This window comes from Thiocystis violacea, from assembly GCF_016583565.1.
In the GTDB taxonomy this organism is placed as follows: domain Bacteria; phylum Pseudomonadota; class Gammaproteobacteria; order Chromatiales; family Chromatiaceae; genus Thiorhodococcus; species Thiorhodococcus violaceus_A.
This window is the reverse complement of record NZ_NRRF01000008.1, coordinates 25,374-47,404: the sequence shown is the minus strand read 5'-3', so window position 1 is coordinate 47,404 and position 22,031 is coordinate 25,374. Positions and strand designations below refer to the sequence as shown.

20 protein-coding genes are annotated in these 22,031 nt (G+C 65.3%); 4 read left to right on the top strand and 16 right to left on the bottom strand.

All coding sequences use genetic code 11. The annotated features are described in order from the left end of the window. Window positions 1–36: 36 nt before the first annotated feature. The 3 genes from hemN to CKO23_RS05245 all read left to right on the top strand — a co-directional run bounded on the left by hemN (window position 37) and on the right by CKO23_RS05245 (window position 3,449). A complete protein-coding gene (gene hemN, locus CKO23_RS05255) occupies window positions 37–1,398 on the top strand; it encodes an oxygen-independent coproporphyrinogen III oxidase (RefSeq protein ID WP_200328788.1) in 1,362 nt (453 codons plus the stop codon). After that, window positions 1,395–1,991, top strand: coding sequence for a bacteriochlorophyll 4-vinyl reductase (gene bchJ, locus CKO23_RS05250; RefSeq protein WP_200328786.1), 597 nt, complete (start codon window positions 1,395–1,397; stop codon window positions 1,989–1,991). The genes hemN and bchJ overlap by 4 nt, the downstream gene beginning before the upstream one ends. Window positions 1,992–2,057: 66 nt before the next feature. Then, on the top strand, window positions 2,058–3,449 hold the full coding sequence (locus CKO23_RS05245; protein WP_200328784.1) for an AMP-binding protein: 1,392 nt from the start codon (window positions 2,058–2,060) through the stop codon (window positions 3,447–3,449). A gap of 140 nt (window positions 3,450–3,589) precedes the next feature. Here the strand turns inward: CKO23_RS05245 and CKO23_RS05240 are convergent, their stop codons facing one another. The 6 genes from CKO23_RS05240 to CKO23_RS05215 form a co-directional block, all read right to left on the bottom strand. Then, window positions 3,590–4,384 (bottom strand): DUF4412 domain-containing protein, encoded by a 795-nt coding sequence (locus CKO23_RS05240; protein ID WP_200328782.1) that lies wholly within the window; start codon window positions 4,382–4,384, stop codon window positions 3,590–3,592. An 88-nt stretch (window positions 4,385–4,472) separates the two neighbouring features. Further along, window positions 4,473–5,825: a phenylacetate--CoA ligase family protein gene (locus tag CKO23_RS05235; RefSeq protein ID WP_200328781.1), complete on the bottom strand. Its 1,353-nt coding sequence runs from the start codon at window positions 5,823–5,825 to the stop codon at window positions 4,473–4,475. A 16-nt stretch (window positions 5,826–5,841) separates the two neighbouring features. Continuing rightward, entirely contained in the window at window positions 5,842–6,279 is a 438-nt protein-coding gene (locus CKO23_RS05230; RefSeq protein WP_200328779.1) for an ACT domain-containing protein, read from the bottom strand. Between the two features lie 143 nt (window positions 6,280–6,422). Continuing rightward, window positions 6,423–7,757: a phenylacetate--CoA ligase family protein gene (locus CKO23_RS05225; RefSeq protein ID WP_200328777.1), complete on the bottom strand. Its 1,335-nt coding sequence runs from the start codon at window positions 7,755–7,757 to the stop codon at window positions 6,423–6,425. A 14-nt stretch (window positions 7,758–7,771) separates the two neighbouring features. Further along, entirely contained in the window at window positions 7,772–8,269 is a 498-nt protein-coding gene (locus tag CKO23_RS05220; RefSeq protein ID WP_200328775.1) for an indolepyruvate oxidoreductase subunit beta, read from the bottom strand. Window positions 8,270–8,282: 13 nt separating this feature from the next. Then, complete coding sequence (locus tag CKO23_RS05215) at window positions 8,283–9,911, bottom strand: thiamine pyrophosphate-dependent enzyme (protein WP_200328773.1); 1,629 nt, start codon at window positions 9,909–9,911, stop codon at window positions 8,283–8,285. A 959-nt stretch (window positions 9,912–10,870) separates the two neighbouring features. Between CKO23_RS05215 and CKO23_RS05210 the strand changes: the two genes are divergently transcribed. Continuing rightward, the gene (locus CKO23_RS05210) at window positions 10,871–11,347 is read left to right on the top strand and encodes a DUF29 domain-containing protein (RefSeq protein ID WP_200328772.1); all 477 of its coding nucleotides are present in this window, start codon (window positions 10,871–10,873) and stop codon (window positions 11,345–11,347) included. Between the two features lie 202 nt (window positions 11,348–11,549). On the opposite strand, the gene CKO23_RS05205 is transcribed toward CKO23_RS05210, so the two are convergent. From CKO23_RS05205 to CKO23_RS05160, 10 genes are all read right to left on the bottom strand, one after another. After that, window positions 11,550–11,960 (bottom strand): response regulator transcription factor, encoded by a 411-nt coding sequence (locus CKO23_RS05205; protein ID WP_242482234.1) that lies wholly within the window; start codon window positions 11,958–11,960, stop codon window positions 11,550–11,552. 51 nt (window positions 11,961–12,011) lie between these two features. Beyond that, window positions 12,012–14,321, bottom strand: a complete 2,310-nt coding sequence (gene glgX / locus CKO23_RS05200; RefSeq protein ID WP_200328770.1) for a glycogen debranching protein GlgX — start codon at window positions 14,319–14,321, stop codon at window positions 12,012–12,014. Between the two features lie 184 nt (window positions 14,322–14,505). Next, entirely contained in the window at window positions 14,506–15,375 is an 870-nt protein-coding gene (locus CKO23_RS05195; RefSeq protein ID WP_200328768.1) for an HpcH/HpaI aldolase/citrate lyase family protein, read from the bottom strand. Beyond that, window positions 15,368–16,489, bottom strand: coding sequence for a cysteine protease StiP family protein (locus CKO23_RS05190; protein WP_200328766.1), 1,122 nt, complete (start codon window positions 16,487–16,489; stop codon window positions 15,368–15,370). The genes CKO23_RS05195 and CKO23_RS05190 overlap by 8 nt, the downstream gene beginning before the upstream one ends. A 132-nt stretch (window positions 16,490–16,621) precedes the next feature. Further along, window positions 16,622–17,380, bottom strand: coding sequence for a haloacid dehalogenase (locus CKO23_RS05185; protein ID WP_200328764.1), 759 nt, complete (start codon window positions 17,378–17,380; stop codon window positions 16,622–16,624). 1 nt (window position 17,381) lies between these two features. Further along, window positions 17,382–17,837, bottom strand: coding sequence for a tellurite resistance TerB family protein (locus CKO23_RS05180; protein WP_200328762.1), 456 nt, complete (start codon window positions 17,835–17,837; stop codon window positions 17,382–17,384). A 154-nt stretch (window positions 17,838–17,991) separates the two neighbouring features. After that, complete coding sequence (locus tag CKO23_RS05175) at window positions 17,992–19,182, bottom strand: TerD family protein (protein ID WP_200328760.1); 1,191 nt, start codon at window positions 19,180–19,182, stop codon at window positions 17,992–17,994. A 4-nt stretch (window positions 19,183–19,186) separates the two neighbouring features. After that, the gene (locus CKO23_RS05170; RefSeq protein ID WP_200328758.1) at window positions 19,187–19,765 is read right to left on the bottom strand and encodes a TerD family protein; all 579 of its coding nucleotides are present in this window, start codon (window positions 19,763–19,765) and stop codon (window positions 19,187–19,189) included. Then, on the bottom strand, window positions 19,746–20,963 hold the full coding sequence (locus CKO23_RS05165; protein ID WP_200328756.1) for a phosphoribosyltransferase domain-containing protein: 1,218 nt from the start codon (window positions 20,961–20,963) through the stop codon (window positions 19,746–19,748). The genes CKO23_RS05170 and CKO23_RS05165 overlap by 20 nt, the downstream gene beginning before the upstream one ends. Then, window positions 20,960–22,006 (bottom strand): ATP-grasp domain-containing protein, encoded by a 1,047-nt coding sequence (locus CKO23_RS05160; RefSeq protein WP_200328754.1) that lies wholly within the window; start codon window positions 22,004–22,006, stop codon window positions 20,960–20,962. The genes CKO23_RS05165 and CKO23_RS05160 overlap by 4 nt, the downstream gene beginning before the upstream one ends. Between the last annotated feature and the right edge of the window lie 25 nt (window positions 22,007–22,031).

Genomic DNA, 22,031 nt, shown 5'->3' with positions numbered 1-22,031 from the left:
AGATACAGCTTCAATCAGACTAGGCGGGTGACATCTATGGCGCCTCCACTTCCTCCGAGCCTTCCTCTTGAGCTACTCGAGCGGTATGGTCACTCGACCCATGGTTGCGCGATGCCGACAACCGGTCTTGTGGGAGATGAGACCTTCACGGACGCACAGTATGTTGCCGTGTTGGAATGCCTCGCGAAGCGTGTCGAGGATCCCCTTGCAGTCTACGTCCATGTTCCTTTCTGCCACGTCCGTTGTCTCTATTGCGCCTGCACGACCACGGTCACCCATAGTATCGAGAAGGTCGATCAGTACCTCGACGCACTCGATCACGAAATGGAGTTGGTGACGGAGCGGATCGGTCGTGGTCGCCAGATCCAACAGCTCCATGTCGGTGGCGGAACGCCCAATCATCTCAACGAGCCGCAGTTGGCGCGGCTGATGGAGATCGTCGAGCGTCACTTCGTTCTGGCGCCCAACGCCTGTACCTCCATCGAGTGCAATCCACGCCGAGCGTCCGTCGGTCAGCTCGAGCTGCTGTATGGGCTGGGGTTCCGGCGTATCAGCTTCGGCGTCCAGGACCTCAACAACGATGTGCAGCGCGCGATCGGGCGGGTGCAGTCGCTCAATATGGTCAGGGACGTTTTTCTGACCGCGCGTGCAACTGGATTCGAGAGCATCAACCTCGACCTGGTCTACGGCCTGCCCTTCCAGACCCCGTCTAGCTTCCAGGCGACGCTCGATCAAGTGCTCGATCTCGGGCCAGACCGTGTCGCCTGCTTTAGCTATGCCCACGACCCATCCAGCCGGCCGCACCAGCACGCCATCGATACCGCCCACCTGCCGTCCGCCAGCGAAAAGCTTGCCTTGTTCCATAGCGCCGTCCGCGTCTTCACCGAGGCAGGGTATCGCTGGGTCGGGCTGGATGTCTTCGTGCGCGAGGATGACGAACTCTTCGGCGCCCAAGCGAAGGGGCAGCTCTATCGCAATGCCATCGGCTATACCCCCATGCCGGCGAACCAGGTGCTCGCCTTTGGGCCGAGCGGCATCGGCGAAGTCGGCGATGCGCTGGTGCAGAACGACCCGGACCTGCGGCAGTGGCAAAGACGTCTCAACAACGGTGAGTTTCCGATTGCCTGGGGACGCCGTATGACGGCGACGGATCGCAAACGCCGGGAGGCCATTCTTTACCTCATGTGCAATCTGCAGTTACCGGCCAGCTCGGCCGCCGATCTCGATAAGGAGTACGACCGTTTGTGTAAAGAAGCCGAGCATGGTCTCGTCGAAGTCTCGGACGACGGCATTCGTGTGACCCCGCAGGGTCGCTATCTCTTGCGCGGCCTGTGCGGCGGCCCGGACACTCTGGTCGATTGGGGAAGCAGCCAGTGGCGCTTTCGAGTGTCGACGTGAGTCAGGCAGCGAACGCGGGGCGCGTCGGCCCCAACGCCATCATTCGTGTCGCCGAGGCCTTGCGGGCGAGTCGCGGCGAGGACGTCGTGGAGACCGTATTCGAGGCCGCCGGCCTGAAAGGCTATCTCGATCAGCTGCCGACGGAGATGGTCGACGAGCAAGAGGTGATCGCGCTGCAAGCAGCCTTGCGAGATCAGCTTGGGGTCGCCGAGGCCCGTCCGATCGCTCGCGATGCCGGACGGCGCACAGGCGATTATTTGCTCGCCAACCGTATCCCGCGTCCGGCGCAGTTCATCCTCAAACGTCTCCCGTCCAAGTTGGCGAGCAAGACCCTGCTCAAGGCGATTCGGGGCAATGCCTGGACCTTCGTCGGCACCGGCGTCTTCGACGCGGATCCGAGCTATCCGCCGAAGATCACCATTCAGGACTCACTGCTCTGCCGTGGCGCATCCGCCGACCAGCCGCTCTGCGACTTCTATGTCGGGACCTTCGAGCGGCTCTTCCGCGAGCTTGTCAACGCCAAGACCGTCGTGACAGAGGTCGCCTGTCACGCCACTGGTGCCCCAAGCTGTGTCTTCGAGGTTCGCTGGTAAGTCAGCGGGTTTCCCGTCACGGCTGAGGTCGTGACGGGAAGCCTACGCCGCCTTTGTCGCCGTCTCATGATCGTCAGTCCTGCGTTCGCCGACGCCCCTTGGTGCGACGGTCCTAACAACGCTGTCCTCTACCAGGGGAGACGGCTCGACTACCGCACACTCAAGGCGCGCGTCCAAGATCGGGTATTCGTGCTTGGCGCTCTTGGTCTCTTACCGGGCCAGGTCGTCATGGTGCCGGATGCGCCGGCGTTGGAACTGCTCCTCATGCAGCACAGTCTTGCGCGTTTCGGCGCGATCCTCTTTCCGTTTCGGGCGGACCTCGCCCGCATGGAGGTCGAGGAGCTTGCGCGCCTGACTGGCGCGGAGTGGCGATGGCTCCCGGAGTCTGGGCATTTGCGGGGCATCAGCGACGTCCCCCAGAGCGCGGCGCGGTGCGGCGACGCGAGAATCAGTCTCTTGATCAAGACGAGCGGAAGCACTGGCACGCCGAAGGTGGTGATGCTGACCGCGGACAACCTCCTGGCCTCTGCCCAAGCGACGAATGCCAGACTCGGGCTGGGGGCGGGGGATCTGTGGCTCGCCTGTTTGCGGCAAAGTCACATCGGCGGCGTCTCGATCGGATACCGGTGCGCACTGGCCGGAGCGGCGGTGCGGCTGTATGACGGATTCGATGCGCAGGCCGTGGGTCGAGGGCTCTGCGACTCGCCGGTGACCCATGTCTCGCTGGTTCCACCGATGCTCGCCCGATTACTGGAGCTTGGCGTCTCCCCGCCGCCACGGTTGCGGGTGCTGCTGGTCGGTGGACAGGCGCTCAGCGAGACGCTGGCGCGGCGCGCCGTCGAGCGCGGTTGGCCGCTGCACCTCACCTATGGGATGACGGAGACGGCCTCGCAGATCGCGACCACGACGACGCTGACGGGGCAGGGGATGGATACCGCCCTCGCTGGGCGCCTGCTCGAGGGCGTCGAGGTCGACGCGCGGCCGTGCGAGACTGGCGCCTCCATGCGCTTGAAGGTTAAGGGTCGAACGCTGATGGCCGGCTATGCGAATCCCGCGCGTCGTCCAGGTTTGGGTCTTCAACGCGGATGCTTCGAGACGCCAGACATCGCCTGCGTGTCCGCGGATGGGCAGCTACGCATCCTGGGTCGCGCCGACGACGTCTTAGTGGTGGGCGGGATCAATGTCTCGCTGCGGCGCGTCGAGCAGTTGCTTACGGGGGTGCCTGGAGTGCGTGACTGCGTCGTCCTCGGTCTCGACGACGACGTCTGGGGCCATCGACTGGCGGCCGTCTTCAGCGGGGAGATCGACGCGTCGGGCCTGGAACAGTGGTGCCGGCGTCACTTGCAGAGCGCGGAGCGTCCGCGGGTCTTTCGACGTTTGCGCGAGCTGCCGCTGCTCGATTCTGGTAAGCATGATCGCCAGCGGATCCGGGCGGAGCTGGTGCTCAGCGGCCCCTAGCGGGCGAGCCCAGGCTGAGGCGGCGGATGCCCGCGGGCAGCGTGGTCTGGATGCTCATTGCGTGAAAGCGAGGCTAGTCGGCGTGCGGGATCGGCGATGCCTTGTTCAGCAATCGCCGATCTCCGAGGGTCCTATCGGACTCAGTGGCCCGGTGCTGGCGGATGTTCGCCCGCCCCGCCAGGCATGCCCATTTCCTTCTGTGCGTATCCCTCGGGAATCTCGAAGAAATCCGCCGCCATGGGCTCTTTGCGGATGACCTTCACCTCGCTCTCGGTCTCCATGTTCGCGCCCATCATCTGCATCTTGGCCTTGGTCAAGATGGGGTAGCCCTTGACCTTGTCCATTTCCTCGCGCTGCGCCTTGGCCGCGGGAGAATCGCCCAAGAGGCCGGCCGGGCCGGACATGCTCATGAGATCCGTGTAGCGCTGCAGGTCGATGTCGACGTCCTCGGTGGCCCAGATCTCCTGCTCGATCTCCATCATGCCGGTCTTGTGAACCAGGTACTTCCGGCAGTTCCAGTCATTGATCTTCTGCGTCTCGTCGGTCTTCTCGACGCTGACTTTGTTCTGTTCCAGCATGGCGCGCATCTGATCCATGCCCGGTTGCGACATCCCTTCCATCATGCTCTTCGCATTGATCTGGTAGTACTCCTTGGCCGCGTCATTGAGGAAGGTCATGGTCCCGGTGGCCGGGTCGAGGATCATGTCCGACCCCTGGGGGTCCGAACTCACGACCTTCATCTTGTCGTGGGCGACATAGGTCTTACTGATGTCCTCGCGCGGTGTCTCGCCCGTCAAGCCCTTGCTGCGATTGATGGTCTCGATGTAAAGCCCGTCGTCGCTGGCGAGAGCGGCCGTAAGGCTCGACGCGACGATCAGGGCGGCGGTCAGCCCCAGGCTGAGGCTGAGCTTGGAGCCAGGCAGGCGATTTCTCATTCTTGTTTCCTTAGTAGTTGGTCAAAGGTTCAGTGGGAAGGGATCGCCATGCGTGAGGCGATTGATGGCTTTGGACCCAGGTATCGGCTCAGGATTCCTGTTCGGACACTCCGCGTTTGTCCAGAACCCGTTTGGCCTTGCCGACGAAGCGCTCGATGCTGCGCGGCTCCACCAGGTCGACATGGGCGCGAATGCCGGCGACGGCCTGGATCTCGCGGCTGATGCGCTCGCACAGCGTCTGCATGCGGTCCATGCGGTCGGAGAAGATCTCGGGGTGGATCTCGACCTTGACGTGGACCTCGTCCAGCGTCGCCGGGCGGCTCACCTCGATCAGATAGTGCGGCGTGGTGCCCTCGACGCGCAGGAGTGCCTCCTCGATCTGCGACGGGAAGACGTTCACGCCGCGGATGATCAGCATGTCGTCCGTTCGCCCGGTGACGCGGCTCATGCGCATGGTGGTGCGACCGCAGGCGCAGGGTTCGCGGTAGAGCCGGGCGATGTCGCGGGTACGGTAGCGCACCATGGGCATTGCCTCGCGGGTCAGCGTGGTGATGACCAGCTCCCCTGGCTCGCCCTCCGGCACCGGCTCGAGGCTCTCTGGGTCCAGGCACTCGACCAGGAAATGGTCCTCCTGGATATGCATCCCGGCGCGCGCCGGGCACTCCCCGCTCACGCCGGGGCCGATGACCTCGGACAGCCCGTAGTTGTTGAAGGCGGCGATATCCAGCGCGTCCTCGATCTCGCGGCGCATGTCCTCGGTCCAGGGCTCGCCGCCGAAGTGGCCGATGCGGATGGGCAGGGCGCGTGGGTCGATACCCAGCTCACGTGCGCCGTCGGCGATGGTCAGCGCGTAGCTTGGGGTGCAGATCAGCACCTCTGGGGCGAGGTCGCGCATGATCTCGATCTGGCGTCGGGTGTTGCCCGCGGCGGCCGGAATGACGGTCGTGCCCACGCGCTCCAGGCCATAGTGCAGGCCGAAGCCGCCGGTGAAGAGGCCATAGCCGAAGGCGACCTGAGCGGTGTGCTCTGGCTTCACGCCGCCGGCCACCAGGAAACGGGCGCAGAGCGTGGACCAAGTTTCGAGATCCTTGGCCGTATAGGCGACGAAGGTGGGTTTGCCGGTGGTCCCGGATGAGCCGTGGATGCGTGCCAGGGACTTGCGCGGGACGGCCAGCAGTCCGAGCGGATGCTGGCGGCGCATGTCGGCCTTGGTCGTGAACGGCAGCTTGCGGACGTCCGCGAGCGAGCGAATGTTCTGCGGTCCGATGTCCCGGTGGTTGAGCTGGTCGCGATAGAACGGCACGCGCGAGATGCGCACGACCAGGTCGCGCAGGCGTTCCAGCTGGAGCCTTTCCAGCTCAGCGCGCGGGAGGGTTTCCGCCGGCTCGTCCCAGATGGGGTATTGGTCCGGCCGCTCGAGGTTTCCGATGAATGCCGACATGCCCTGGGATTCCTGTCTAGGGCACGAAGCTCATCAGCTCGTCGCCATCGACCACGTGCAGGCCGTTGTCGAGCAGAACCTGAATGGCGCGATCCGGATCCTCGAAGCGGAAGATGAGGATCGCCTTGTCGCCACGGCGCAACGAGAAGGCGTACATGTACTCGATGTTGAGATTGGCGGCCTCCAGGATCTTGAGCGCCTCGGCCAGGCCGCCGGGTCGGTCGAGCAGATCGACGGCGACCACCTCGGTGAGGTTCACCACCCAGCCGGCATCCTCGAGGACCTGCTTGGCCTTGTCCCACTCGCGGACGATGAGCCGCAGAATTCCGAACTGGGCGGTATCGGCCAGTGACAGGGTCAGAATATTGATGCCCTCCGCCGCGATCGCCTCCAGGGGCGCGCCCAAGCGTCCCGGCCGGTTTTCGAGGAACAGAGAGAGCTGCTGCAGTTTCATAGTCTAGAGTCCTCGTAAAAGAGCATTCGAATCACAGAGGCGCAAGGAGCGCAGGCGTTCAACCCACGCCAGGAATCCCCAAGCGGCTGCCGAGGTCGGCAGCTGCCAACTGCCAACTGCCAACTGCCAACTGCCAACTGCCCTCAGTCATTCCGCCGATCGATCACTCGCTTCGCCTTGCCCTCGCTGCGCGCGATGCTGCGCGGCTCGACGAGTCGCAGCTCCACCCGAATGCCAAGGATATGCTCGATCGCCTGCGCGAGCCGCGCGCGGACCTCCTCCAGCGCCTTGATCTTGTCGCTGAAGACCTCGGGTGTGACCTCGACCTCGACCGCCATGCGGTCCAGGCCCTGATCGCGCGTGAGGATGATCTGATAGTGCGGCAGGGTCCCTTCGACCTGCAGCAGCGCCGCCTCCACCTGGGATGGAAAGACGTTGACGCCGCGGATGATGAACATGTCGTCCGAGCGTCGGCCGATGCGTCGCATGCGTCGCAGTGTGCGTCCGCAGGCGCAGGGCTCGGTGATGAGCGAGGTGATGTCGCGGGTCCGGTAGCGGATCATGGGCATCGCCTTCTTGCTCAGCGTCGTCAGCACCAGTTCGCCCTCCTGCCCGTCCGGCAGGGCCTCGCCCGTCTCCGGGTCGATGATCTCGGGATAGAAATGGTCCTCGAAGATGTGCAGGCCCTCTTGGGTCGAGCACTCGCTGGCGACGCCGGGGCCGATGATCTCGGACAGCCCATAGATGTCGTAGGCCTTGATGCCGGCCTCGGCCTCGATGTGCCGGCGCATCCCGTCGGTCCAGGGTTCAGCGCCGAAGATGCCGACACGCAGGGGCAGGTTGCGCAGGTCGACGTCCAACTCGCGCGCGCGCTCGATCATGTGGGTGAAGTAGCTCGGGGTGCAGCAGAGCGCGGTGACGCTGAAGTCCCGGATGAGCATGATCTGTCGGTCGGTGTTGCCGCCGGAGATCGGGATGACCGTCGCCCCGAGCGTCTCGCCGCCATAGTGTGCGCCAAGCCCGCCGGTGAAGAGCCCATAGCCGAAGGCGTTCTGCAGGATGTCGCCGCGGTGGAGTCCGCAGGAGGCCAGCGTCCGCGCCATGACCTCGGCCCAGACGTCCACGTCCTCGCGTGTGTAGGCGACCACGATCGGCTTGCCCGTGGTGCCGGAGGAGGCGTGCAGCCGCACGACGTCTGCCATCGGACTGGCGAAGAGGCCAAAGGGGTAGGTGTCGCGCAGATCCGTCTTCACCGTGAACGGCAGCTGCTGGATGTCCTCAAGCGACTGGATCGAGTCCGGCGTCAGACCGCGCTCCTCCATGCGGTCGCGGAACAGCTCCACATTCTGATAGGCGCGCGCCACGACCGCCCGCAACCGCCTCAGCTGGACCTCTTGGAGTGCACGCCCGGGGAGAAAGTCGGGTGCGCTGGCGGGGTGGAACCCGCCCTCGGCGTCGTTCCAGAGCTCAGTCAGCATGGGATGTCCTCGTTCTACTGGTCGGCAGCCTTGCGCTCGATCGCGGCGGAGCGTCCGAGCGCGAATGCCTGTTCGTTGATGGTGTGGAGCTTTTCAGCGAGGTTGGCGTACATGGCCGCGAGCCACTGCTCCTCGGGGATGTCCAGGACCGTCGAAACCGCCCCCAGAAGCGCGACATTGAGGCTCTTCTTGTTCTTGAGGGCCGCGGCGTTCAGGACATCCGGCCCGATCAGCACGCCGCCCGGCTTCAGGGTCGGTCGGTTGATCTCGATCTGGGTCTCTTCCAGCACCAGCAGCACGTCCGCCTCACCCGGCGGTACCATCGGGCTCAGCACCCGGTCGCCGAAGCGCACGTCGCTGCTGACCGATCCGCCCCGCTGGCTCATGCCGTGCAGCTCACTCTTCTTGACGTCGAACCCGGCGCGGAAGGCCGCATCGGCCAGGATATCGGATGCCTTGAGGACACCCTGACCGCCGAGTCCGGCAATCACTACGTTTTTCACCTTGGTCATGCGTTCAGCTCTGTCAGTCCGCCGTTTCCGCCGGGCAGTGCGTTTCAGACGCCTGCTCCGCGGCCGCTTTTTCGTAGAAACGAATCTTGGGCGCCGCCAGCACGCACGGCTGCCGGGTCACCACCAGCGAGGTTTCAGGTTTGGCGAGGAGGCCTGCGATCAAGTCCTGAAGGGACTGCTCCTTGTCTTGCGCGCTCACCACATGGACGTTCTGGACCCCCATGGCCTCGGCGAGTGCCTCGAAGCTGATCTTGCCCGTCGGCGAGTGGTCGAGCAGCCGTCCGGTGCCCGGATGCTCCTGCTGTCCGGTCATGGCCGTGGTGCCGTTGTCCAGGATCAGCACCAGATGCCCGGTCGCGGGCGGGTTGTAGACCATCTCGGCGAGGCCGGTGATCCCCGAGTGGACGAAGGTGGAATCGCCAATGACGCTGACCACGCGGCGCGCCTGGTCTTCGGGCAGGACGTGACGCATGCCCAGGCCGACGCCGATGCTCGCGCCCATGCAGACGCAGGTGTCCATCGCCGAGAAGGGCGGCAGCACGCCAAGTGTGTAGCAGCCGATGTCGCCGGCCACGATGCAGTCGAGATCCTTGAGCACCTGAAAGACACTGCGGTGCGAGCAGCCTTGGCAAAGCTCCGGCGGCTTGCCCTTCGGTGGGACGGGCTCCGGGCTGACGTCGCCGGCGAGAATGCGTCGCACCCGAGCGACGTTCAGCTCGCCGAAGCGGTACATCTCGGGCTTGCCCTCGGCCGGGAGGCCGGCGGCACGCAGGGTGTCGAGCAGCACCGGGTCGCCCTCCTCGATGACCACCAGTCGCTCGACGCCCTCGGCGAAGGCGCGGATGCGCTCCATGGGCAATGGATAGGTCAGTCCGATGGTCAGCTGGCGCGCCTCGGGTGCTGCCTCGCGGGCATGCACGGCGGCGATACCCGTCGCGACGATCCCCAGCGCCGGACTGCCCTCGTCGAGCCGGATCGGACCCTCTGCCGCGTTCCAGGCCGCGATCTCCGCGATCTTCTGGCGCAAACGGTGGTGGGCCGGCTTGGCATAGGCCGGGATCATGACCCTGGACGGGATGTTGCGCTGAAACGCAGGCTCTGGCGTCTCTGCCGCCGCGCCCCGCGGGTGCACGATCGTCTTTGAGTGGCAGACGCGGGTCGTCAGGCGCAGGATCACCGGGATCTTCCAGCGCTCCGAAATCTCGAAGCCCAGCCAGGTGAAGTCGTAGGCCTGCTGGGAGTCGATCGGCTCCAGCATCGGCAGGGCCGCGGCCTGCGCGTAGTGGCGGTTGTCCTGCTCGTTCTGGCTGGATGCCATGCCGGGATCGTCCGCCGAGACGATGATGAGTCCGCCCTCGATGTCCGTGTAGGCCGCCGTGAACAGCGGGTCGGCCGCGACATTGAGCCCGACGTGCTTCATGGTGACCAGGGTGCGGGCGCCGGCAAAGGCGGTGCCCATGCCAACCTCCAGGGCCACCTTCTCGTTGGGCGACCACTGTGCCCGGCCGCCGAGCTGGTCGAAGGTTTCGAGGATTTCCGTGGAAGGCGTGCCCGGGTATCCCGTCCCGAGTCTCACGCCCGCGTGAAGTGCCGCGAGGGCGACGGCGTCGTCGCCGCTCAGTAGAAGTCGTTCGGAAGTCATGCGTTGCTGGTGATCTCGCTCTCGGGATAAGACCGCCGCATTATCCGCCGTAGGGCTGGATAGCAGCAACCTGCGTCGGTCAATCATTGGCATTGGGGCGGGCTTTGGCTTGCGCCGGCCGGTTTCATGCGAGAGGGCAGCCGTCGAGCGCGCGGACCTGTGTCTTTCCGCGAGGGGGTGTCGGTCGTTGGTTGCCTGGGGTTGATCCGGCGGAGGTCAGCGGCGAAGTTCGCGACGGGTGCCTTGCGGTAAGGTCGGCGATCATTGGGTCAGGCGTTGCGCGCTCGGCAGCGCCGTCTGGCGTCTGTTGGTTGGGGACACCAACCGCGGGAATCTGTGCATGTCGGTCTCGAGCCGGACCGAAGACGCGAGAGCGCGCGAAGAGGGGCCGAAGAGGGAGTTTGAGATTTGTTTGAGATAAGCGAGGCGGGTCGCTGGAGAATGGATAGGTAAGCGCCAGTCAGGCTTCCCAAACTCGCAGGAGCGAAGGCGCCAGCTCAAGCGCAGCGTGCTCACTGAGCAACACCATCCAGCAGATTGCTGAGCAACACCATCCAGCAGATTGGGGGCAGGTCTCGCCTTGCGCATCCTTACTCCCCGTTCTTTGCGATTCCGAACCAAGCAAGTGGAAGATTAAGGAAACGACGCCACCCCAGATGCCCGCCACCGCTAGACAGCCCTGTCCCCAAGACTAGGGACAGCGCAAGCGCGGGTCTGTGCTGAATTCGCAGTGATCGCGGTAAGACGCTTCTGTCCTGGAGACAAAGGACACCGAAGATACCGATCGATGCTCGCCGGTCCGAAGCTCGGCAGCACGTCCTCGCGCAAGGCTTGCCACGGTCTCCCGAACTGAATCGGCATGCCGTGGTAGAGCGCATCAGGGGAACCTCAGTCTTGACTGGTCACCAATACCCCAACATATTGGCAAGCGAGCCTCTTACAGGGACACATCCATCGTCATGGCACAACATCAGCATCGGCTAGATCGCGAAGGCATCGGCAACTACGACCAGGATTTGATCGCCTGGGCCATGAAGAACGCCGCTTTGCTTCGTGCGGGCCGGCTTGATGAGATTGACGCGGCACACATCGCCGAGGAGTTGGAGGATTTGGGCAAGAGCGAGCGCCGCGCTCTGGGGAGCCATCTGCGAAATCTGGTCATGCACCTGCTCAAATGGCAGTTCCAACCCGAGCGCCGAAGCGGCAGTTGGCGCTCCTCGATCGACAATGCACGCGCCGAGGTCGCTGAAATCATCGAGGACAGCCCGAGTTTGAGGCCCATTGCGAAGGAGCGGTTGGAAAGCGACTACGCGCTGGCGCGCAAGAACGCGATTTCGGAGACCGGGTTACCCCCTGACGTCTTTCCGACGCGCTGCCCCTACGAGATCGATCAGGTGCTGTCGGACGCGTTTTGGCCAGGCCCGAACGACATCTGATTCCCTCGCCGCGGGTCTTGCCGAACACCGATCCCGCTGGTCCCGCCGGGTAGCACTCGTGGCCGGGGGAGACGATCTCGCGGACTCAGTCCGGCGCCAGCCCGACGACGCCAGTCGGGCGGTGCGGCATGCGCTCGCGTCAAGCGCGCGGAATGTAGGTTCCAGCGGCGAGAACGACCGCAGCCAGCGTCGCAAGGAACTGCTACGCGAGCGCTTCCTTGCAAAGCATCCTCGTTGACAGGGCTCGGGCGATCTCCTTGCTGTGCAGCCCTTGAGATAAGAGACGAACCACCTCCCGCTCCCTGGGCGAGAGCATGACGAGCGGGTGTCCATTGCGCCGGAATGGACGCAGCTTCGCGCCCGGCATGGCGGGATCCAAGACGGCGACGTCAGGCTTGCAGGCAGTGATCACCTGCAACGCGTCCTCCCCGTCACCAACCTCACCGACCAGCTCGATGTCCGGCTCGCTGCGAAGCAGCGCTGCCAACCCCTGCCGGACGAGGGCATGGTCATCGGCGAGAACGACTCGCAGGCTCATGGTGTCGCCATTGTCCTTGGCGACGGCGCGCGGGTCGCGCGGGTTGCTCTGCGTGAGCCGCACTCCGGTTGGCATGAACGCCCGCATGGCCCGGATCGGCCCTGACAGTCCCAGGCAGGACGCTGATCAGAACCCCGTGCCGTCCTCATTTCCGGCTTGGGACAGCAGGTCGAGGTCCGAGTCGGTGCCGCTCTCCTTCTTGCGTTTCGCCTCCGTCTCCCGCTGCATCATCTCCGCGAGCAACTGCAAGGTGCGCCACGATTTTCGATCCGGCTTGAGCGCGAACAACAGGAGCGAACGCTCCATGACCTCGTAGGCGTCTCCCGTCCGGAAGGCCGGCGGCTCCTTGCGGTCCGGCGCGGCGGTGTCGATCAGGCACAGCCAGGTCTTGCCGCCGACCACCTCGGGCAGCTTGAAGGGCAGGGTTTCGTGATGGGCGTTGAGGATCAGGAGCAGGGTGGCGTCCGCCCCCGGTTTCTTGATGCCGGAGGCCTGGGCGCGGCCGTCGAGCAGCGCGCCGAGACAGCGCCCGTGGACCTCGCCCCATTGCTCCGGCGTCATCTCGGTCGCCTGCGGGGTCAGCCAGGTCACGTCCTTGACGTCCAGCTCGGGGTCATATTCGCCAGTCAGGAAGCGGTTGCGGTGCAGGACTGGATAAGACTGACGGATACTGATCAGCTCCCGGGTGAACTCCGCCAGCAGCTTGCCGTCCGCGTCGATGCGCGGCCAGTCGATCCAGCCCGTCGCGTTGTCCTGACAGTAGGCGTTGTTGTTGCCATGCTGGGTGCGGCCGAACTCATCGCCCGCGAGGATCATCGGGGTTCCGAGCGAGAACAGCAGGGTCGCCAGAAGATTGCGCTTCTGGCGCTCGCGCAGTGCCTGGATCGCCGGATCGTCGGTCGGTCCCTCGGCGCCGTGGTTCCAGCTCAGGTTGTGCGAGTGCCCGTCGCGGTTGTCCTCGCCGTTGGCCTCGTTGTGCTTGTCGTTGTAGGAGACCAGATCGTTGAGCGTGAAGCCGTCGTGCGCGGTGATCAGGTTCACCGAGACCCAGGGTCGTCGCCCGCGCCGATGGAAGAGATCGCCCGAGGCGCTCAACCGCGAGGCCAGCTCCGGCAACTTGCCTTCGTCGCCCTTCCAGAAGGCGCGCACGGTGTCGCGGTAGCGATCGTTCCACTCCGCCCAGCCGGGCGGGAAGTTGCCGAGCTGGTAGCCGCCCGGACCGATGTCCCAAGGCTCCGCGATGAGCTTGGTGTCGGCGAGCACCGGATCCTGCCGCACCGCGTCGAAGAAACCGCTGCTCGGATCGAAGCCGTGCAGCTCGCGCCCGAGGATGGTCGCCAGATCGAAGCGGAAGCCGTCCACGCGCATCTCCGTCGACCAATAGCGCAGGCTGTCCAGCACCAACTGCAGGACGCGTGGATGGGTGAGGTTGAAGGTATTCCCGGTGCCCGTGTCGTTGATGTAGAGGCGTGGGTCGTCCGGCATGAGGCGGTAGTAGGAGGCGTTATCGATCCCCTTGAAGGAGAGCGTCGGTCCCTGCTCGTTGCCCTCGGCGGTGTGGTTGTAGACCACGTCCAGGATCACTTCGAGCCCCGCGTCGTGCAGGCGCGCGACCATTTCCTTGAATTCGTTGACGAAGGGGCTGGCGAGATAGCGCGGATCCGGGGCGAAGAAACCGATGGTGTTGTAGCCCCAGTAGTTGCGCCGGCCCTGCACGTTCAGAAAGTGCTCGTCGATGAAGGCGTGCACCGGCAGCAGCTCCACCGAGGTGACGCCGAGCCCTTTGATGTAGGAGACCACTTCATGCTGCGCCATGCCCGCGAAGGTGCCGCGGTTTGCCGGCGGGACCAGCGGGTGCAGCATGGTGTGGCCGCGCACATGGGTCTCGTAGAGGATGGTGCGCTCCCAGGGGATCTTGGGCGCGCGCTCCTTGCCCCAGGTAAAGGCTGGATCGATAACGCGGCACTTGGGCATGGCGCGCGCGCTGTCGCGGCGGTCGAAGGACAGGTCCTCCTTCGTCGAGCCGTGTCGGTAGCCGAACAGCGTGTCGGACCAGACCAGATTGCCGACCAGCGCCTTGGCGTAAGGGTCCAGGAGCAGCTTGTGCGGATTGAAGCGGTGCCCGGCGCTGGGCTCATAGGGACCATGGACGCGGTAGCCGTAGACGGTTCCCGGGCGGGCGTCCGGCAGATAGCCGTGCCAGACCTCGTCGGTGTACTCGGGCAGCTCGATGCGTTCCAGCTCGCGCCGGCCCTGGATGTCGAAGAGGCACAGCTCGACCTTGGTCGCGTTGGCGGAGAAGAGCGCGAAGTTCACGCCCCGGCCGTCCCAGGTCGCGCCCAGCGGGTTCGGTGCTCCCTCCTGGACGCGCGACTTGCGTCGGAAGGCGGCGGTGGTCAACCGTCTCTGCGTGTTTGAAAGGGTCGTCAGGTCCATGAGGCGCGTCTCGTTGTGCTCCGGGGGAGTCTCTGGTTGGGTCGCCGTGGCGATAGGGGCGCAGGGTCATGCGTACTTCGATTGTCTCCCGCAGCCGGCTTTGGGTGGGCGTTCGAGCAGATCCGGGTCAATCCAGCGCATCCAGGCTCAAACCTGATTCAACCCCAACCGACTGCGCCAAGACTCACGAATCGATCACGGTCCGCTCGAGGATGCTGCGTGCCCAGCTGTGGTGTGTCGCGACCTCGCACATGGAGCCGTTGAGCTTGAAGACCGCTTGGTCCTCCGTGAGGATTCGCTGCGCGGCTTCCAGCTCCGCATCGGGGATCCGCAGGCCCGCTTCGATGATCGCGATCTGGGTCGGGTGGATCGCGGTCTTGCCGCAGAGACCGTGCGCGATGTCTTCGTTCAACTCGTCGCGCAGGATCTCGGGGCAGTCGATGTGCTCGAAGACCGGCGCGGTGAGCTGGAAGCCGAAGGGCTTGAAGACGGTGACGAGGTTGGCGATGGTGTGGCCCAAGGGGGTGCGGTAGACGGTTCTGTCACGCGGGCGGCGGATGCCGAGGAGCGCGAGCAGATCGTTCCCGCCGATGCGCAGGGCGAGGATCTGCTCCTGATACCCTTCATCCAGCAGATGGTTGCGCAGCCTGATCATCTGGGCCGGCTCGAAGACGTCGCGGGTTTCGAGCGTGGGCATGCACAGGAACTTGGATCCGCGCAGCGGTTTCATGTAGGCGTCGACGTTGCTGATGTCGAGCTTGGGCAGGACGAAGCCGTCCAGCTTCTCGGCGCCGGGCAGCGCGGTCAGCCAGGCGAGGATCTCGGGATTGCGCACGCGCACGAATCGCAAGGCCGCGGAGTCCTTGTCCATGCGAGCCAGGCAGGCGCGCAGATTGTCCAGTCCGGCGCCGAGGGCCTTGGCGGCGACGGCGTCCTCGGTGCAGAAGATGACGGAGCGCAGCTCCGGCCACTTGGTGCCGTTGGCGATGGGCAGCACGTCCTTGTGGGTGACGGGGACGTACAAGGATGCGCCGAGTCGGTAGGCGTTAAGCATCGGGTAACCCCCTGATGAGCGAGATGGCTTGATAGGGCAGGGTCGGATCGACCTCGCAGCGCACGGCCTTCTCGTGGGCAAGCTGTAAGAGATGTGCGACTTCCGGTAGGCGCGGATCCCGGATCAGGAGCCGTTCGGGCACGCGCCGCAGCAGCACCCGGGTGGCCTCGCCGATCCCGGGCTTGATGAGGTTCACATCCGTGATGCCGAAGCGGTCTTGGATGGCGGCGATCAGCCGGGTCGAGCGCTCGCGTGCCTGGCTCGGGTCGACAGCCGTCGCCTTGGGCGAGTAACCCGCCTGGATGCGGGCTCTGGCATCGTCGAGCAGGGTGTCGACGAACCAGGTGGACAGATCCTTGGGCGCGAATTCCTCGTAGAGCACGCAGCCGTGGAAGTCGTCGGGGCCGATCTGCTCGTTGAGCACGGAGCGGCTGATGAGGCCGGACATGGTGGCGTTGAGGATGCTGGACGGGATGAGGTAGTCCGCGTCGCTGGGTGCGATGCCGACGCCCGCGAGGTCCGCCAGGGTGAAGAGGTTCGCGTCCAGACGGATGTTGTGGCCGCGCTCGAAGTCCTCGACCGCGGCACTCAGCTCGCGGGCGATGACGCCCTTGCCGGTCCAGCCGTCGACGAAGACGAGCCCCGCCGGATCTCTGCCTGCGTCGTCGAGGATGAAACGAATGGCGTTCTGGTCGATGCCGCGGTCGCGAATGATGGAGATCGAGTAATGCAGCGTCTCGCGATCGAAGAGCTCGACAAGGATGTGCTTGAGGATGACGCCGATCGGCGTGCCCGCGCGGGCGAGCGAGACCAGGGTGATCTCGTCCGGCCGGCGCGCGGCGATGATGGCGGCGAGATCGAGCAGACCCTCCGCCATGCGCGTGCGGCTCATGGCGAAGGCGTGCTGGAAGACCTCCATGTACTTGGGGGAGGGCAGGGATTCGCGGCTCAGCATCTCGCTGTAGTGGCGCTGCCCGCTCTGGATGAGCCGCTCCTTTTCGGCGACGCTGGTCGGCTTGACGGTGATCGGCTTCAGCAGGAAGCGAACGTCCCTGGGGCGATAGCTGCCGGAGAAGTGGGGTGCGGCTTCGGTCGCTCGGCATGGCTTGGACATCAGGCCAGATCCCTCCACGTCGTCTCTGTTATGCCCATTCGGGTTCCTTGCTGCCCGCTCGGGGCTTGGGGCCTGGCTTGGTTTGGCCTCGTGCCTCGGCCTCGTCGCGCCGGGGCGGCGCTCCCGCGCGGCTCAGAGCAGGGGCTTGCCGAGGGTTTGCGCGAACAGCTGTGAGCCCCTTGGGGTCAGGGCGTAGTCGCACTCGGCCATGAAGGCCCCGTCGATCAGACTGTCTCCGACCCCGAAGGTTATCAGCTCGCCCCACTCCTGGCGCAGCCGCTCGCTCAGGTAGCGCACGGCGTGCTCCTTGCCGAGCGTGCGCGGCAGGACGGCCAGGTTGTTGCCGTTGCGATGGAGCCGAAAGCGCTCGCCGCGCGCTTCCGTCAAGGGCTGGAGCAGCTCGCGCTGCAGGTGGTCCAGGTCCGCCTCCTGGCCGTCGGTGTACTTTGCGACCAGGTAGAAGGGCAGATCGAAGTCCCCCACGATGCGCATACGTATCGCCAGTGCTTCGCGTTCGATCATGTCTTCGGCGGCCCCTCGCAAGAGGTTCAGCTCGTCGATGGTGCCCTCCGAGACCTTCCGCATCCGCTCCAGCCAGGGCTGGTCCGGCTGCCCGTCCGGCGTCAGGATGATCCCGCCATAAGCGACGATGCTCCAGCTCCGAAAGGGCAGATCGACCCGGCGCAGGGAGTCCAGATCCCGCGCCGTGGTCGGGATCAGGGTCGCGTTGCCCTCCAGGAGCCGCCACAGGGCCTGCTGTTTCGCCGTCATGAAGGAATGCGAGGTCCCGTCGCGCAGATAGGCGACGGGCTGCAATCCATCCGTGCTCGGGCACTTGCGGTGGCTCTGGAAGAGGGTGTCGTCCAGATCCAGGAAGACCAGCGCCCGCACGCTAGCCCAGCTCGAAGTCCGCCGGGCTGAGTCCCAGCTCCATGGCGATCTTGCGCGCGACCCGCTTCTCGTCCTCGTCGAAGTTGCCGTCCGCGCCGGCGATGGCGATGGTCAGGCGCATGATCAGGCGGGCCGCGGCGTCGTTGCTCTTCATCTTGCGGATGGCGTCGTAGGCCTTGGCCTCGCCCAGGTCCTTGTCGAACTCGATCTGGGTCATGGCGTTCTGGAAGGCGTCGATCAGCTCCTTGCTGGAGAAGACGGAGAGCGCCTCGTAGTTCTCGATGAAGCGCATCATCTTCTGCTTCTCGTCGGAGGAGACGTTGCCGTCGGCCATGGAGATGAGCACGGAGCCGCTGATGGCGGCGTTGAGGAAGTCCTTGTTCTTGAACTTGAGGGCCTCGTTCTTCAGCTCGGACGCCTTGCTCTTCAGGTTGTCGAGGAAATTCTGGAAGCTCATGGTGGTGACCTCTTGGGTTTCAGTGGTGATGGGATCGGGTGTCTTGCTCGCGGCAAGGATAGGCGCCTCGTTGGGCCTCGTGCCTCGGCCTAATCTTGGGCGCTGACGCCTCCTCGGGCTCTAAAAGCGGATGGGTTCGATGTGGTCCTCTGGCCTATTTCCTGCCGCGGACCCACTCCAGCCCCCAGTGATAGGCCCTGTCGACATCTGGGTGTGCGCGATAGTAATCAACGAGCTTGGTGATGCGTACCGAGCCGCCGTCGTTCTCCAGCAGGGCGATGGCGCACATCGGCAGGCTGTTGTTCTGCGAGTCGAGCCGCACCTCGATCTCCGGCTGATCCGGTGTCTTGAGGTTGATCAGCGCGTTGGCCTCCGCCCAGTTGGGCGTGCCCTCGTAGATGAAGGCGAAGACCAGCACGCGTTTGATCTCGTCCCAATGCTTGCCGTTGATGCGCAGGTTCTCGCCCTCGCTCCGGGTGCCGGTGCGATCGTCCGCGTCCAGCATGATGTAGGGCGGGCCGAAGAAGTTGCCGAAGGTGTTTCCAAGCGCCTGCACGACGCTCTTGGTGCCATCCCGCAGCTCGAACAGACAGCCGAGATCCAGATCGATGGCGTTGGATTGGGTGCCTCCGAAGAAGCCCTTTTTCACCGCCCCGGCACGCATCGTCCAGTTGAGATTGATGAGGATCTCGCCGTGGCCGCCGCCGCTCTTCTTGTCCAGAGAGACGCTATTGCCGCGCTTCTCCAGGGTGATCTTGCTGAGATTGACCGGCGGCGCCGGCGGTTTGGGTGGCGCGGACTTGGGTGGCTCGGGTGCGGCTTCGGCGACGGTTCCGCCAAAGTGCTTGACCAGCGCATCCAGGCCGCCGTTGAAGCCCTGGCCGAGTGCGCAGGTCCGCCAGATCCCGTCCTTGCGGTAGATCTCCAGCAACATGAGCGCGCGCTCGCTCGCGAAGTCCGCGCCCGTGAAGGCGAAGCGCGCGACCTCGCCGCTCGCGCCCATGAATCGAATATGCCCCCGGCTGATCTGCGACATGGTGCCCGCGCCATCCAGGGCCGCTGTGATGGTCAGGCGTTCGATGGTGGCCGGCAGCTTGCCGAGATCGATCGCAAAGCCCGTCGTGTCGCCCGGAGGCGTCTCCAGCCGGACGCCGCCGCAGGGGGTGGTCGGCTGGTTGAAGAAGGTCATGTAGCGCTCGTCGGAGAGCTTGCCCTGGGCGTCCAGGCCGAAACAGGCGAAGTCGATCACCAGGCCCGGCGCCTCGGCCGCGACGCCGAGGATGAGAGACTGGCCGCCGGGCACCAGGTCGGCAATCTTGGCGCGCTGTCCGCGTGTGAGGTTCATGGGATCAGCCGACGTTGACGCCATGCTGCAGCGCGAGCGCGTGCAGACCGCCCGCGTAGCCCTGGCCGACGGCCTTGAACTTCCAGTCGCCGCTGTGGCGATAGATCTCGCCGAAGATCATGGCGGTCTCGGTCGAGTAGTCCTCCGAGAGATCGAAGCGGACCACCTCCTGGTTGTTGTCACGGTTGACGATGCGCACGAAGGCGTTGCTGACCTGACCGAAGTTCTGCTTGCGCGCCTCGGCGTCATGGATGGTGACGACGATGACCAGGCGCTGGATCTCAGCCGGCACCTTGGAGAGCGTCACCTTGACCGACTCGTCATCGCCCTCGCCCTCGCCGGTGAGGTTGTCGCCCGTGTGCTCGACCGAGCCCTCGGGCGAGGTCTTCTGGTTGTAGAAGATGAAATAGGTGTCGCCCGGAACCTTGCCGTCCTCTTTCACCATGAAGAGGCTGGCGTCGAGGTCGAAGTCCTGGCCGTCGGTCGCGCGCGCGTCCCAGCCCAGGCCGATCAGGACATTTTCGAGGTTCGGGGCCTCCTTGCTCAGATTGACGTTGCCGCCTTTACCCAGGTTGATGGCCATTGGCTCCTCCGATCAGTGCGCTTGGGGTTTGAAGTGGCTGCTGCCGCGGCGCATGCGGCAGCGCCGCGTATCTGTAGGTTCGGCACTTGGGGCCGAGCATGTACACCAGTTCGTGCAGGGCGTCGACCGGGGTTTCGTGACAGACGATGATCCGATCCGGCCCGGCGGGGTCGACGTTGTAAAGATAGTTGGGAATCCCCTCGGCGTAATTGTCCCCAAAGATGAGTCGGCGTCCAACATCCGCGCCCACCAGGATGGGCGAGCGCGTGGTCGACTGCACGACGACGTCGAATCCCCTTGCCTCCAGGCCGAGTCCGACGCGGAAGGCGACATGCATGAATTCGCCGGTCCCCAGCACGAGCATCCGCGCGCCGGGCGGCAGGCCCTCGGCGAGCCGGTCGAGTTCCCTGGCCGGTATCGGCGTGTGCCCGGCGATGCCGAAGCGTCCCAGGTCGTCGGCGATCTGGCCGGGACGGCGCGCGTTGTCGCCGACTGCGCTGGGTGCCGCCTCGGCGTCCGGCCAGTCCGCGGTCTCGAAGGTGAAGTCGGCGTGGAGCGCGGCGACGCAGTCCACGGGCAGCCCCAGCCGCGCGGAGAAGCGCTGTGCGCTGCTCGCCCCGCTGAAGTTGGTGATGGCGACGAAGTGCACGCGCTCCAGGTGTGGGTTGCTGGCGCGGTAGGCCGCGACCAGATTGCACAGGGTCGAGCCCGTGCTGATCTCGTCGTCGATCACGACCAGCTCGCGTGCCTGGCTGAAGAGCGTCCGGTGGGCGGGCTGGATCGGCTCATAGAGATACTGATCCGGGGCGTGACAGTGCGCCTCCTCGAATTCGAGGTAGGGGCGTCCCGCGACGCGGTAGCGGGTGGAGTGCAGAAAGAGGGCTTCGGCTTCGGGGTGTCGGTCGAGCGTCGCCTCGAAGACGCCCTGGCCGAGGCCCGTGGCCGTCTCCGCCATGGCGATGAAGGCCCAGGGGCCGGGTCCGAGGTCCAGTTGGCCGGCCAGGTGCTCATGTACCTGGCGCATGAGCGAGGGGCGGGCTGGCCAGTGCTTGCCGAGCACCTTGCTCAGAAAGAGGAAGCCGCGCTTGCGGTTGTTGCGGGCCGCGAAGCCGCACAGGGTCTCCAGCGGAAAGGCCGCCTCGCGCACCTGGACCGAGAGCCTGCCCGTGGCGAGATCGATCTGCACGCGCCTGCTCACGCGAAGTCCTCGCCATGCTGGTACTCGCCATGCTGGTAGTGGAGCAGCTCCAGGACGCGCGTGCCTGCCCGCGCCGCAGTCGTCTCCAGCGCGTCGAAGCCCTGCGTCCAGCCCTTGAGCGCCAGGTAGGGGAGGTTGACGCCGGCTGCGCCCGTATAGCCGATGCCCCCCGAGAATCGGGCGTTGATCTCCAGCAGTCGGAGACCGTCGCGGCCCTCGCGGAATTGGACATTGAAGAGGCCGCGGAGGCCGAACGCCTCGGTCATCTCCTGGACGGCCTGCTCGATGGCGGGGACGGAGACGATCAGTTGACCATAGACGCTGGCGGTCGGCTTCTGGCGCTGGACAAGCGCGAGCACACGGCGTCCGTCGGCGACGCAATCGACGCTGTACTCCAGCCCGCCCAGGTGCTCCATCAGCAGCATGGGCTGGAAGCGGTCGGCCGCCGAGAGCGCGGCCTGGAGCCCCGCCAGATGGACCGAGTGCATGGCATTCTGCAACAACAGTTCTAGGGCGCCGCGGTGCTCGTCGATCATCCTGAATCCGGCTCCATTGATGCCAACGCTCGGCTTGATGCAGAGCACGTCGTGGTCCAAGCGCAGCTGGGCGTAGCAGGCGTCGAAGTCCGCCGCGGTGGCGAAGGTCAGCGACTGCGGTGGCGGGATCGAAAAGCGCCGCGCCTCGGCATAGAAGCGCGCCTTATCCTCAAGCAGTGCCAGCGTCTCGGGAGTGGCGACCGCCAGCACCCTGACGCCCAGCTCGGCGAAACGCTCACGCTCGGCGACGATCGCCTGGGCCGCTTGGCCGGGCCAGAGCGCGTCGATGCCGCGCTCGCGGCAGAAGTCCAGGCAGAACTGGACATATTCCGCTTCACTGAGCCCGCTGGGCTCGATGGCGTGCTCGTGCGCGCTCAGAAAACCGGGAAAGCTGGGTCGCGGATGCGAGCAGACCAGCTGGTACTCGCCGGTCTGATCGCCTTGGCGGACGAGGTCCAAGACGGCGCGGACACTGGAAAAGGCTCGATTGAGCCAGACGCGCGTCATGGTGTGCCGTCTTGGATGCTGTGCC